Source organism: Oscillibacter sp., from assembly GCF_031978065.1.
In the GTDB taxonomy this organism is placed as follows: domain Bacteria; phylum Bacillota; class Clostridia; order Oscillospirales; family Oscillospiraceae; genus Oscillibacter.
Map to the genome: position 1 here is coordinate 1 of NZ_DALZCH010000025.1, position 13127 is coordinate 13127.

Below are 13127 nucleotides of genomic sequence, written 5' to 3' on the forward strand. Positions count from 1 at the left end.
CGAGGCCAGTTAAATATTTTTTGCTGCGTTCCATAAGAGTTCTCCTTATATCCATGTGTCAATTTCAAAAGCGGGACGAAGCCCGGAATTTTCAAATTTAATTCAACCACTTCCGAAGTTTCAGAAGGGTATAAGATAAAAAATTACTAATTATCAATTGGGGGAAGTTGCTGCGCGCACTGCTGAATAACGGGCAAAAGTTCGGTAAACCGTTTGCTGAGTGCGTCGATGCTTTCCTGCGACATTCCGACACAGATTGCATCGTTGGGCAGATGTATTTTGACAATGCCGATCGAGTCGTTATTGTCAAAAGACAGATTCAAAACGGCGTTTAAGGGCATGATTTCTATACGGGAGCGCGAGAATAAACGCATCTTGGCCATGATAATGCGCTTGTTGGTAACTGCGTAGGCAAAATTCCGCTGGTGAGCGGACATACTGTGGAATCGATGCAGGCCAATGAAAGTCAGGAAGGCAAATTCATCTTCATCCATGGCCTGCTCCACCAAGCGAAAGCTGTTGATGCCCCATGCCCGGTTCAAGCCCTTGCCGAAGCCATGGGTGCAACTGTATGCATACAGATCCTCCGCTTTTTTCAAATGGATTTCCTGTTCCATAGGAAATGCCTCCTTACTCTATCATTTTTTCATGACTGGCCCGGCAAATGCCGGGCCAGTCTGATTACGAAAGAACGGCTTCATACGAAGCGGTGAAAATTAACTCTTAACAGGGTTCAAAAGGTCCATGATTTCGGAACCGGTATCCTGAGCGACCATATCCCGAATGTGGGCGGTCTTTTCCACGAACTCGGCCTTGGCCTCATCGGTCAGATAAGTGACCTCGATGCCGTAATCGTCAATGCAGGACTGCAGGTTATCGGCAGCGGCCTGACGGTTGATGGTCTTCTCCTCTTTGCCGAAGGCCGTTGCAGCCTCGCTCAGGATGGCCTGGGTGTCAGCATCATAGGTGTCCCAGATTTTCTTAGACATGTCGAACAGGAAGGGGCTGTAAATGTGGTTGGACATGGTGATGTACTTCTGGACTTCCTGGAACTGATAGCTATAGAAGTTTGGAATGGGATTCTCCTCGCCGTCAACAGTACCCTGCTCCAGAGCGGTGTACAGCTCGGAAGAAGACATCGGAGTGGCGGCAGCGCCCAGACTGTTCCACAGCTCCTGATGGAACTTGTTTTCCATGGTACGGATCTTCAGGCCGGCAACGTCGGCAACAGAAGCAACAGCGTGCTTGCTGTTGGTCAGCTCACGGAAACCGTTTTCGTTCCATGCAAGATTGATGATGCCCTTGTCAGCCAGCTTGGCGTTCAGGTAGTCACCAACTACGGAAGCCAGAATCTTGTCAGCCTCGGTTTCGTCATTGAACAGGAAGGGGATGTCGAAGATACCCAGCTCGGGCACATAGCCCACCAGGGGGGCGGTAGAGGTGTTGTTGATCTCCAACTGACCGGCAACGACCATTTCGGTAGCGGTGGTATCGTCGCCCAACTGCGCGCCGGAGTAAACCTCAACACCGATGTTGCCCTTGGAGTTGTTCTCGACCATGGGGGCGAACACGGACAACTGTGCCTTGACGCCGGGAGAGGTTTCGCCGGCACCGTTGGAAACCTTCACAACGATGGGGTTGGTTTTGCCCTGCGTCTCGGCAGAGGAGCCGTAAGGGCCAACCTCGGTGCTTTCACCGGTGGCGGGGGTGGAGGTGCTGGAGCCGGAGCTGCCGGCAGGGACCTTGGTTGCGGCCAGACCACAACCGGCCAGAGATGCAGTCATGGCCAGAGCCAGCAGCAGTGCAAGAACATTCTTTTTCATGGTGTTTCCTCCTAAGTAAAATATTTATGAACGGGATAATAGAAAACCCGCGCATTTCAAGAGGTAGGTATCAGCCCAGATGATTGGGCACGAACAGGATCAGCTCGGGGAACAGGGTGATGCCCAGCAGGACCAGATACATCACGCCGACGAAGGGCAGGCTGGCCTTGATCAGATCAGCCAGCTTAACCTTGGACAGGGACACGGCGCAGTACAGCACGTTGCCGACGGGAGGAGTGGCCAGACCAATGCACAGGTTGGCGACCATGACAACACCGAAGTAAACGGGATCCAGACCAAAGCTTTTGGCGATAGGCAGCAGGATCGGAGTCAGAATCATGATAGCGGGGCCGGAGTCCATGACGCAGCCGACCAGAATGAGCAGCAGGTTTACCAGCAGCATAAAGGTCACGGGACTGTTGGTCATGGAGAGAATGACCTTAGCCAGCAGTTGGGGAATCGCGCAGGTGGTGACCATGTATGCGGCTACCTGAGCAGAACCGACAACAAACATCATGACAGCGGTGGACTTCATGGCGTTGATCATCAGGTTGGGCCACTCATTAAACTTGAATTCACGATACACAAAGCCCGAGACGATTAGTGCGTACAAAACAGCCAGAGCGGCAGTTTCGGTAGCGGTAGCAATGCCGGTGGTGATGCAAAGAATGATGAACGCAGGAAGGCAAATCGCAAAGAAAGCTTCTTTGGCTGCCTTGAAGATGCTGAGCAGGTTGGTCTTAGGGCCAACAGGATAGTTGCGCTGACGGACATGGAAGAACCATGCGATCATGAGGCCGATGCCGATCAAAATGCCGGGGACGATGCCCCCCAGGAACAGAGCGGAAACGGAGACCTCGGCGCAAACGCCGTAGAAAATCATCTGGGTGGACGGGGGAATGATGGGGCCAATGCAGCCGGCGGCGCAGATGATGCCGGCGGACTTGGCCTTATCATAGCCAGCGCCTTCCATGATCGGGAGCATCATGGAACCGACCGCGGTGGTATCAGCCACTGCAGAGCCGGACACGCCTGCGAAAATCATGGAAGCCAGAATGCCCACGTAACCCAGACCACCCTTGAAGCGGCCCAGCACGGAGTATGCGAAATCAACGATACGACGGGAAATGCCTCCGCGGGTCATGATTTCACCGGCGACCATGAAGAAGGGGATGGCCAGCAGGGGCACGCTGTCAGTGCCGTTGACAAATTTTTGGGCCAGCGCAAAAAAGGACCATGCGGAGGGACGGCTCAGGGACTGGGTGAACATCATGAAGAAACCGGTGCCCACCAGAGAGAACGCAATGGGAGCGCCAATAACAACCAAGCCGAAAAGGGCGATCAAAAATACAGCTAACATTCTTATTCAGCCTCCGTATCTGCAGTTTCCAGCGCCTCGCTGCTGAAAGTAATGATTTTTGCAAGCTTTACCAGAGTCTGGATAAACATATAGCCAAAACCAATGGGGGCGCAGAGATAAACGGCGCCCTTGGGAATGCGGAGCGCAGAAGTCAGCATGGGCCATGTCCCCTGCACCAGTTCAATGCCGCCTATGAACAGGATGGCAAGCATCGCCAGTACCAGAAGCAGGGCGATGACCTCCACGATCTTACGAGGAATTCCGTGGAACATTTCAACAACGAAGTCCATCCGCATATGCTCGCCGTGGAGCGCGGTGTCATTTGCCAGTATCGCGCCAAGGAAAGTGACCCAGATGAATAGGAAGCGACAGGCCTCCTCGGACCAGGAAAGGCCGGAATTGAAGACATAACGCAGGATCACGTTCATGATTACCAGACCGGTCATCAAGGTACCGGCGCCAATCAAGACAACCTTTATAAATGCCATCAGCCCATTGTTAATTTTTTTGAGAATACTCATGATTTACTTGAAGTCCTTTCTTTTAAGTTTATGACAGCCGCAAGCGCGGCGGATCACTGAAAAAAGTGCAGTTGCTTTCAGTCGGCGGCGTCGATTAGCTGCTGTACGGCTGACTGACTGCATAGAAATGCGGGCTGGCCATTTACCGCAATACCGCAGCGGGACCCTTCCAAGGGGAAGAAAGCATAGGTCATTTGCAGCGCCTCATCCATCTGACCAGTTTGCATGGCCATCTCAAGCAGCGGCTGGCCCTCCTTGGTGCCATTCCATTCACCCTGAAGGGAAATGCGATTTAGGGCGGCATAAACGCCGTTTTGGAATTCCTCAAGAGATTGCGCTGCACCATTCAGCGTTACATCCAGCGCAGGAGCGGTTCCGGAAATCCGATAAGTATCATTTCCAATCTGCAAGGAGGCGAGATCTCCCATGGATACCTCTACCAGATTTTGTCCCACAACCCGCAGCGCGGTATCATAAAAGAAAGAGAGGTTGGCGGTGGGCACCAGCATCGTAAGACCGCTGCCCTCACACAGAACGTAGGTCTCAGTGCCGACCTGCTTTCCCACTCGGATCACAGAGGAGGTGCCGTCCTGATAAGTCAGCGTGAAGCAGTTGCTGCGATCTGACAGCGCATAGCTTGATAACTCGTCCGGTTGGGTAATGACATCCACGCCGGCCAATGCACCCAGCGGCGTCAGGATCTCATTTCGCGCCTGATTCATTCCTAAAACCAGAGAATAAGGCGCCGTCATGGAGAGGATCACGGAGCTGCTGCCCTTGGAATCCGAGGACGCATGAACCTCATAGGCAAGAACCCCGTTCCGCTGTACAGAGAGACTGCGAAAGGTGCTGATGCGCTCCCCGTCCAGAGAGGGATACAGGCTCAAATCAAAAAAATGATCAATATTGTCCAGAAACACCTGGGCATATGCGCTGTCCATGATAAATACGCGCGCATCGCCGCTGAGGCAGGCGTAATATCCCTCACCGTCCGGTGTGGCATTGCCCACGCGGAAAAGAATGCCGTTTTTCTCTGAATCCTGCAGTAGGATTTCGGCCAGAGGCGCTGTCAGCCCATACTGGGAATCGGAGGCATCTGCGCCGTCTAGCAGGCGCTTCATCGGCAGCCGGTACACGGTATTGAAGAAGTCCGATATCGCTTCAGCATCAGCGTCTAGCTGAATATCCCCTTGCGCATAGCAGGTTCCGTTGACAGAGGCGAGCACCACACTGCCGGTGCTGTTTTCCAGATTCGCCAACACCACATTTTCCGGTGAAGCATAGGAAGTAAAGTAGTACGTGGGGTCTTGGTCGGCTGCCGCCTCACCGCGACCTGCAAAGGTCAGGAGAAGCGTGCCCGCAATACAGACAATCAGAGCCGAAATCAGCCCAAACAATGTTTTTTTGGTCGCTTTCATGAGTGCCTCCTTTTCAGGAACACCCAAAGACCTATCAGCAGCAGGCTCAGGGGCAGCAGGACCACAAAGAAGGCTCCAAACAGGATGATTGTGGTCCGCGTGAGGGATAAGCTGTCAGCCGTCAGGTTTTTCGTCGGGATATTCAGGGTTACCTCATTGTCCGTCATCTGGGAAAGGACTTGCAGGACAAGGTCGGCATTGCCAAGGCTTTCGGTCTTGAGGTAACGCTCCTGATAAAAGCCCGTGCAGGCTGTGGCGAATACATACTGCGTATCATTTTCGCCGTTGCCATTGGTAAAGCTGCGCTCGCCGGTAGCGGCCACGGTAAAGGGACCCGATGCATCCTCCGCGCTTTGCGTCAGCGAACTCATGGACGAGAATTCTTTGGCATAGGAGGCGGAAGTGGAGCGCAGCACTGCGTTGGTAATGCTGGCGTTGGCGTTACTCAGTTCCAATGCCCGGCACTCCGGCAGCACCAAATAGGTGGAATGCTCGGAGAAGTAGACATTGATCATGCTGACGCCGAAATTCGGGATGATGTTCAGAGGACTGTCCATTTGCTGCTGGGGCTCCAGTACGATTTGATCTGTGACAGAGATGCCCCAGTCAGCCAAATAGCCGTCCAGATTGGGCAGACTATTTATTTCCGGATCACGGAATATACACAGATTGCCGCCCCGGTCCATGAACGCATCCAGAATTTCCAACTCTGCTTCGGAGAAATCGCGCTTGGCCCCGGCAATGATGATTGCCTCAACGTTTTCGTTGAGTTCATCTACGCCCAACACCACCTGAGACACTTCGTAGTTGCTGTTTGCCACCAGATTCCGCAGGGTCTCACTGTCATCCTCGGAATGGCCTGCGGTAAAGGCGACACCGGGGCAATCCTGTTCGCTGACAGCAACGATGGCGGAGGTCAGCATGGTCTCGGCTTTCAGACCGGTGATGGAATAGCTTTGGTTCTCGTCCCCGGAGGTGGCGGTACGCATCTCATAAAGCTCGCTCCACGAAATAAAGCGGGATTGGATGCCGCAGGTCACCAGAATTCCGTCAGAACTGAGCGGAATGTCTTTTTGTCCATATTCCTCCACCATGGCGGGGTTGGCATCCAGATCCACATAGCTCACATCGATTTTTGGGGAAGCGGCAGCGTAGCGGCTAAGCACTTCCTTCAAATTGGTGTCTGCGGCGGAGCGATCATTACAATAGGTAAATGTCACTGTATCATTTAACTCGGAAAGAACGCTTTTGGTCGTATCGGTCAGGCGAAATACCTGACCTTCCGTCAGATCCAATTTCCAGGAAAAACGGTCTGTCGCTGTGCTGATCATGCTGTAAATACCGATGATCACGGCGATGGACAGAAGCAGGCAGGTGATCTGAAGCGTGTTTTCTTTCCGGGCCTTGCGCTGCACCTCTTCAGGAATCACGCCGCGGTTGGCTCTTCTTTGATGTTCCACAGCGCTCACCCCCTCCTTCCCCGCACGACTGCGGTGGTCAAAAGCAGGAAGATCGCCGTGATCGCCAAATTCAGAGCGATGCCGGCAGGATTCAAAATGCCCAAAGCCAGTTCATAATACATTTGCATCAGGGACAGCTTATTGAAAAGCGCCAGCAGCACCGGATTCTGAATTGCAGAACCAAGTCCATAGGAATACCAGAGAACAAAAATCAGGACATAGGAAAAAATTGCGGAAACAATCTGATTTTCCGTCAATGCGGAAACGAAAATCCCGATGGCGATAAATGTGCTCATCAGCAGGATAATGCCGACATAATTGCCCAAAGCAATCCAGATTTGCATACTGCCGCACAGAGCCAGAATGATGGGAAATGCCAGCGTTGCCGCCAGACCCAGCAGGAACATGCTCTCGGCTGCCAGAAATTTCGCCAGCACCACATGCCAGCAATCCACTGGCATGGTGTATAAGAGCAAGTCTGTTTTTTGCTTTTTTTCCTCTGAAAAGCTCCGCATCGTCAGCATGGGCATCAGAAACATTTCCAGCGTAATCGTCGCCTGAAAATAGTCTGTAATATCACCGCTGCGAGGCAAAAGATTTTGCAGTAAAAAATAGAAGGCGTTAATGAATAAGAAAATGGCGTGAAACACATATCCGATGACGGAATGGAAGTACTGACGCATCTCCTTATGATACACAGCACTCATAATTGCGTCGTCTCCTGTTCATTTTCGGTAATGCGGAGATATAGGCTCTCCAGCGAGATCTCTTCCGGCTTCATCATCATCAACTCATAATCAGTGGTACGCAGTGTGCGGTACAAAGCGCTGCGGATATCCGTGCTGACCCGATGGGATACCTGATAAATTCCAGCCCCTTGTTCCTTTACCGTCAACACATCAGGGAGATTGCGAAGCAGCGAAACAACGCCTTCGGCGTCACCGCGGATCTCCACTTCCAACACACGGCATTTGGATAGCTGCTCCTGCAATTGTTGGGGGTGCCCGTCTGCGATGAGCATTCCCTCATAAAACACCAGAATACGGTCGCAAATGGAACTAATCTCCGAGAGAATATGAGAGGAGAGAATAATCGTGTGCTCCCGGCTCAGGTCGCTCAATAAATCCCGAAACTCTCGGATTTGCCGGGGGTCAAGCCCCACGGTGGGCTCGTCCAAAATGAGAATTTCCGGATCGCCTACCAACAACTGCGTGACAGCAACACGCTGCCGATAGCCCTTGGACAGGTTTCGGATCAGGCGATCCCGGGTGTCCGAAACCTGCGTGCGGGCACAGAGATTATCAATGTACGCACGCAGGAGAGACTTTTTTATCCGAAGCCCCCGCAGCTCACAGGCAAACTCCAACTGCTCTGCCACGGTCATGTCCATATACAGCGGCGGGACCTCCGGCAGATAGCCGATGTGCCGCTTGGCTTCCAGCGGGTTTTCTGCCATGTCTGCGCCAGCAATCCGAACCTGACCCCATGAGGGGGTCAGATACCCGCAGAGCAAATTCATCGTGGTAGATTTCCCGGCTCCGTTAGGGCCTAAAAATCCCACAATTTCACCTTTTTCGATGGTAAAGTTCGCATCGAACAGTGCGTTGGCTGCACCATATCGTTTTGTCAGATGTGTGGCTTCGATTATCATGTAAATCCGCCTCTGTATGCTGCGCAATGAGCAAATTATTGAAGGAAAGTTACCACTCAGCCACGGAGCCGTCCGCATGGCGCCAGACGGGATTCTTCCACTGGTGGGGATGCTCGTTTTCTTCCAGAACCAATGCTTTGTTAACTTCAACACCCAGACCGGGCTTGGTGGGCATTTTCGTAAAACCGTTCTCAAACTGGAAGTCCTCACGATTGAGCGCATAATCCAGAACTTCCTTGCCGACGTTGTAATGAATGCCGATGGATTGCTCCTGAATGACAGCGTTGTAGCTTGTGGCGTCGACCTGTAGGCATGCGCTCAGTGCGATGGGACCCAAGGGGCAGTGAGGAGCCAGCGCAACGTCATAGGCCTCGGCCATGGAGGCGATCTTCTTGACCTCGGTAATGCCGCCGGCATGGCTCAGATCCGGCTGGATAATATCTACGCCGCCAGCCTGCAAAAGACGCTTGAAGTCATATTTGCTGAACAGACGCTCGCCGGTTGCGATGGGGATGTTGCAGCAGGCGGCGATTTCCTTGAAGCACTCCATATTTTCACAGAGGACAGGCTCTTCGAGGAACATGGGGTTAAACTCCTCAAGCTTTTTGGCCAGAACCTTTGCCATGGGCTTGTGCACCCGGCCGTGGAAATCAATAGCAATTCCAAAGTACTTGCCGCAAGCCTCGCGGATAGCGGCCACACGCTCCAAAACAGCGTCAACCTTTTCGTACGAGTCGATCATCTGCAATTCTTCGGTAGCGTTCATTTTAATGGCGCTGAACCCGGCGTCCATGCGCTCCTTGGCCATTGCGCCGGTATCGGCGGGACGGTCACCGCCGATCCAGGAATACACGCGAATCTTGTCACGGCATTTGCCACCCATCAGTTCGTAAACAGGGGCGTTAAAAAGCTTCCCCTTAATATCCCAGAGTGCCTGATCGATACCGGACAGTGCACTCATCAAAACTCCGCCGCCGCGGTAGAACCCGGCACGATAAATGGTCGCATTCAGATCCTCGATGCGGGAAGGATCCTGCCCGATCAGATAGGACTTGTACTCGTTCACGCAAGCCAAAACAGCGTCTGCGTGTCCCTCCAGGACAGCTTCACCCCAGCCGGTATAGCCTTCGTCAGTTTCGATTTCTACAAAGCCCCATCTGGGACGGACGTAGTAGGTGTTGACAGCAGTGATTTTCATAGAATGACCACACTTTCCTTATTTCTCTCCGCAATGGGGAAGTCGTTGCATAACCGGGATATCTACAGCCTCACTGGAATACGGCAAATTATTTCTCGTATGTTTGCTTTCTAATTATAAATTTCAAAAAAAGCCGACACAAGTTGTCTAAAATCATTTCTACTTTTTACTTAAATTTTTTGCTTGCTTTGTGTGTTTCACCAAAAAATCAATTATTTTTGCCTTTTTTGGCGTTGACACGGTCTTGCCTGCGCTTTTTAACTAAAAAGACATCCGATGACTTTGGGTGTTTAAACCCTTCTCGTATTCTTTTCGGCTGAATGTCCTTTGATTCCGTTGTGTCCTGCTTTGGGAAACCTGCCGCAACGGGGAGAAAGGATAAGCGCGGGAAACTCAGGAAGGGTGTCCCGCGCTTATTAGATCATTAGAAAAAAACCTAATCAGCTTTTCAGCGGTGGAAGACATGTCAAAACATGCTCTGTGAGCGTGTGGATTTGCATCTCAACCGAAGCCTTTTAGTAGTGAATCAAGTGATACAACGAGAGTGGTCTGAAGAGCCCAAGGGCGGCCGTTGAGAAGGCCAGCCTCGGACTCTCTACATACCGGACGGAAACGTGGGGCTTGACACGCTCGTCTTTTTCAGCGATACTGTGTGCAAGATAGCCATTCAGTCAGATTGTGCAGTGCGTTGCCGGGCCGACGCTTTTCGGCATTTGCCGCACAATGTTGTGTCATTAAAAAGCTTAAAGACTTCAGTTTGGTTTTGAAGGAGGATAATATGGGAGAATTATCCAGCATTAAGACGCGGGCACTTACTGAGCGGATAGAAGAGAAACTTTTTCAGTATATTCTTGATGAAGGGCTGCCGATTGGTACGAAGCTTCCAAATGAATACCAGTTGGCGGATCGGTTTGATGTTGGCCGCGGGACGATTCGCGAGGCGGTGAAACTATTGGTTTCAAGCGGCGTTCTGCATGTTAAGCACGGTTCCGGCACATATGTTTCTTCCACAACGCCGCTTCGGGAGGATCCGCTGGGACTGAAAGCAGTTGAGGATAAGATCCAACTGGCATTAGACCTCACGGATGTGCGGATGATGCTGGAGCCAACGATTGCCGAGATGGCTGCTCTCAATCGTACAGATGAGGAAGCCGCACTTTTGAAAGTATACAGCGATGCTGTTCGCAAAAAAATTGAAGCGGGGCAGGACTATTTGAATGAAGACGTGATATTTCATTCCTACATTGCCAAATGCTCCCATAATATGGTGGTGGCGCCGCTGATGCCCATCATTGATGCGGCAGTTATTTTGATTGCGAATATCACTCGCAAAGAGCTGCTGGAGGCAACCATTGAAACCCACGAGCAGGTGGTAAATTGTATCGCCGACTGGGATTCCATGGGGGCGCGGGCTGCCATGTCCATGCACTTAGCGCTTAATCGGAATGTGATCAAGCAGGAATACAAAAAAGCGCACAAACAACAATTATCAAGCGAAAACCTTTGAGTCCTGCCTAGACGCTTTAAAGCCGTTTCAAAAGCACATGCTTTTGAAACGGCTCTTTTTTTGTCTCCAATGCAGCGGGTATTTAACCCGTGCGGGGTTTTGCGATAAGGCAGAATAAGTTGCGCAGATTGAAAAAGGGATAAAAAGAGACATGGTTTGCGGGCAAGGCGCTCTCAGCCTGTCAGGCACTATCCGGGATTCAATACTTTCGGATCGCTTGGAATTATAAACGGGGGTGCATCCAACAGCCTGCGTGGAGCTGGCGCAGAGAATGGGCTTCCGTTCATTTTTCGATCCTCTTTCAGATGGCCGAATCAGGCGGCGGGCTCTTTGTAATAGGCCGTCAGCAGATCCACCACCATGCCATAGCTCTTCATGCCGTTTTCGTCGCCATAGCCCTTTAAAAGCCCATCATAGACCTTGTTGGAGACTTTTTTTACGGTAGAATCGCGAAATTGCGCCCAGTAGGCGTTGTTGTACGCCAAATCGGCCCGCACGGTGTCGGGAAGCCCCTCGTAGACCACACGCCAACGGTCTGGGTCCGCCTGATAAAGGGCGTTTCCCAGATGTACATAGCCCAAAAGCCACCCGGAATAGGCGTATTCCGGCAGACCGGAGACGGTACAGGCCAAAACCGCGATGAAGTTGCACTCCTGCTCCGAGGCAAAGCCCCGCTGATGGGCCAGTTCGTGGGCCACGGTGGAGGGCAGAAACACGGCGGGACTGTCCACATTCACGTTGCTTTCCCCAACGAGGGGACAATAAAATCCTGTAAAATCCAGCATGCTCATCACGCGGGAGAAATAAACCGCCTTGGGCGGCGCATCGTCAAAATACAGAAAGGGAAATTCCTTTGAAACCCGGTCGTAGACCCAAACGCTCTCTTTCAAAATTTCTTTTGTGGACAGAGAGAACAGGCCATTTTCGTCCCGGGGGACCTGCCCCGACGTTTCCGCCAGCCGGTCCGCGAAATACTGGGTGACGGCGGTCAAATCCTCCAAGGACACATCCTCGGCGACAATGCCGGATTTGGCCTGAAAGCCGTCCGCCCGGTATTGCACGCCCCACAGCCAGCAAAATGCCAGCCAGACTGTCAGCCCTGTGCACACGGCCCCCAGCAAAGCGCCGTAGGCCCGATGGCCCCGCCCCTCCTTCTTCCGAAGGACGGCAATGGTTCCAAGGCTTAGATAGGCGGCGACAAACACCACCAGCAATCCGCACAGGACTTCCATCACGGAAAAATCCACCCGATAGCTGAAAGAACCCAGCAGGCGGCGGAAGGGATTCGTCACCCGCTCCGTCAGGGCGGTCATCCACGCGCCGTTCCACCGGACGGCAAAAAAAACCACCAGAAGCAGCAAATCCGCCCCAAGCCAAAGATGCAGCTTTTTGTACCGCAGAAAAAATGGTTTCATACTCGTCACTCCGAGGCGAGAAGACGGCGGGTGTAGTCCTCCTTGGGGTTGCCGAACAGCTCTTCCACTGTCCCTTGCTCCACAATTCTCCCGTCCTTCATCACCAGCACCCGGTGACAGAGCTGATACACCACGTTTAAATCGTGGGAGATGAACAGATAGCTCAGCTCCAGCTCTTGGTTCAGCTTTTTTAAAAGACCCAGAATCTGGGCCTGAATCGTCACGTCTAAAGCAGACACCGGCTCGTCCGCCACCAGAAATTTCGGACGCTGAATCAGCGCCGCCGCAATGGACACCCGCTGGCGCTGCCCGCCGGAAAGCTCCGCGGGCTTCGCATCCAGCACCTCCTCGGGAAGCTCTACCCGGTCCAGGATGTCCCGCACGCGCTGCGCCCGCTCCTCCGCGTCGTATTTACCAAAAATCCGCAGTGGCTCCTCCAGAATCCACGCCACGGAATAGGCGGGATTCAAAGAGCTGTACGGGTCCTGAAAAATCATCTGGGGACGCTTGGTGTAGTGGACGATTTCGCCGGAGTCAGGCTTGATCATGCCCAGAATCGCCTTTGCCAGAGTGGATTTTCCCGTGCCGGATTCTCCCACTAGACCGAGAATCTCCCCCTCACGCACGTTGAAGGTGACGTCGTGCAGCACCTCCCGGCGCTTTGCTTTTCCCAGAAGTCCTCCGCCGCTCTCATACCCGCAGGTAAGATGGCGGACGGACAAGGCTGACTGATCGGTCATCGCGAAACCCTCCCTCCGTCAATGCGGATAGTTT

The 13127-nt window shown here is 52.6% G+C and carries 12 protein-coding genes; 1 reads left to right on the plus strand and 11 read right to left on the minus strand.

Annotation, left to right across the window (positions count from 1 at the left end; genetic code table 11):
• Positions 1-146: 146 nt before the first annotated feature.
• The 9 genes from RTK01_RS05590 to dgoD form a co-directional block, all read right to left on the minus strand.
• Entirely contained in the window at positions 147-617 is a 471-nt protein-coding gene (locus tag RTK01_RS05590; RefSeq protein ID WP_312280024.1) for a PH domain-containing protein, read from the minus strand.
• Positions 618-716: 99 nt separating this feature from the next.
• On the minus strand, positions 717-1823 hold the full coding sequence (locus RTK01_RS05595; protein WP_312280025.1) for a DctP family TRAP transporter solute-binding subunit: 1107 nt from the start codon (positions 1821-1823) through the stop codon (positions 717-719).
• Positions 1824-1893: 70 nt separating this feature from the next.
• On the minus strand, positions 1894-3183 hold the full coding sequence (locus RTK01_RS05600) for a TRAP transporter large permease (protein WP_312280026.1): 1290 nt from the start codon (positions 3181-3183) through the stop codon (positions 1894-1896).
• Between the two features lie 2 nt (positions 3184-3185).
• Entirely contained in the window at positions 3186-3704 is a 519-nt protein-coding gene (locus tag RTK01_RS05605) for a TRAP transporter small permease (protein ID WP_312280027.1), read from the minus strand.
• Positions 3705-3781: 77 nt separating this feature from the next.
• Positions 3782-5122, minus strand: a complete 1341-nt coding sequence (locus tag RTK01_RS05610; RefSeq protein WP_312280028.1) for a DUF4340 domain-containing protein — start codon at positions 5120-5122, stop codon at positions 3782-3784.
• On the minus strand, positions 5119-6582 hold the full coding sequence (locus RTK01_RS05615; protein WP_312280029.1) for a GldG family protein: 1464 nt from the start codon (positions 6580-6582) through the stop codon (positions 5119-5121). The genes RTK01_RS05610 and RTK01_RS05615 overlap by 4 nt, the downstream gene beginning before the upstream one ends.
• A gap of 5 nt (positions 6583-6587) precedes the next feature.
• The gene (locus tag RTK01_RS05620; protein WP_312280030.1) at positions 6588-7289 is read right to left on the minus strand and encodes an ABC-2 transporter permease; all 702 of its coding nucleotides are present in this window, start codon (positions 7287-7289) and stop codon (positions 6588-6590) included.
• Positions 7286-8233 (minus strand): ABC transporter ATP-binding protein, encoded by a 948-nt coding sequence (locus tag RTK01_RS05625; RefSeq protein ID WP_312280031.1) that lies wholly within the window; start codon positions 8231-8233, stop codon positions 7286-7288. The genes RTK01_RS05620 and RTK01_RS05625 overlap by 4 nt, the downstream gene beginning before the upstream one ends.
• A 49-nt stretch (positions 8234-8282) precedes the next feature.
• Positions 8283-9431 carry a galactonate dehydratase gene (gene dgoD, locus RTK01_RS05630; RefSeq protein WP_312280032.1) on the minus strand — a complete coding sequence of 383 codons (1149 nt, stop codon included), beginning with the start codon at positions 9429-9431 and terminating at the stop codon, positions 8283-8285.
• Between the two features lie 778 nt (positions 9432-10209).
• Between dgoD and RTK01_RS05635 the strand changes: the two genes are divergently transcribed.
• Complete coding sequence (locus RTK01_RS05635; protein WP_397352390.1) at positions 10210-10938, plus strand: FadR/GntR family transcriptional regulator; 729 nt, start codon at positions 10210-10212, stop codon at positions 10936-10938.
• A gap of 314 nt (positions 10939-11252) precedes the next feature.
• Here the strand turns inward: RTK01_RS05635 and RTK01_RS05640 are convergent, their stop codons facing one another.
• Positions 11253-12353 (minus strand): DUF3810 domain-containing protein, encoded by a 1101-nt coding sequence (locus RTK01_RS05640; RefSeq protein ID WP_312280033.1) that lies wholly within the window; start codon positions 12351-12353, stop codon positions 11253-11255.
• Between the two features lie 5 nt (positions 12354-12358).
• Entirely contained in the window at positions 12359-13093 is a 735-nt protein-coding gene (locus RTK01_RS05645) for an ATP-binding cassette domain-containing protein (protein ID WP_312280034.1), read from the minus strand.
• Positions 13094-13127 lie beyond the last annotated feature (34 nt).

Excerpts from the sequence above, each read along its gene's own strand:
- RTK01_RS05640 (WP_312280033.1), bottom strand. The coding sequence starts at position 12,353 with ATGAAACCATTTTTTCTGCGGTACAAAAAGCTGCATCTTTGGCTTGGG.
- RTK01_RS05620 (WP_312280030.1), bottom strand. The coding sequence starts at position 7,289 with ATGAGTGCTGTGTATCATAAGGAGATGCGTCAGTACTTCCATTCCGTC.
- RTK01_RS05595 (WP_312280025.1), bottom strand. The coding sequence starts at position 1,823 with ATGAAAAAGAATGTTCTTGCACTGCTGCTGGCTCTGGCCATGACTGCA.
- RTK01_RS05610 (WP_312280028.1), bottom strand. The coding sequence starts at position 5,122 with ATGAAAGCGACCAAAAAAACATTGTTTGGGCTGATTTCGGCTCTGATT.
- RTK01_RS05600 (WP_312280026.1), bottom strand. The coding sequence starts at position 3,183 with ATGTTAGCTGTATTTTTGATCGCCCTTTTCGGCTTGGTTGTTATTGGC.
- RTK01_RS05590 (WP_312280024.1), bottom strand. The coding sequence starts at position 617 with ATGGAACAGGAAATCCATTTGAAAAAAGCGGAGGATCTGTATGCATAC.
- RTK01_RS05635 (WP_397352390.1), top strand. The coding sequence starts at position 10,210 with ATGGGAGAATTATCCAGCATTAAGACGCGGGCACTTACTGAGCGGATA.
- RTK01_RS05645 (WP_312280034.1), bottom strand. The coding sequence starts at position 13,093 with ATGACCGATCAGTCAGCCTTGTCCGTCCGCCATCTTACCTGCGGGTAT.
- dgoD (WP_312280032.1), bottom strand. The coding sequence starts at position 9,431 with ATGAAAATCACTGCTGTCAACACCTACTACGTCCGTCCCAGATGGGGC.
- RTK01_RS05605 (WP_312280027.1), bottom strand. The coding sequence starts at position 3,704 with ATGAGTATTCTCAAAAAAATTAACAATGGGCTGATGGCATTTATAAAG.
- RTK01_RS05625 (WP_312280031.1), bottom strand. The coding sequence starts at position 8,233 with ATGATAATCGAAGCCACACATCTGACAAAACGATATGGTGCAGCCAAC.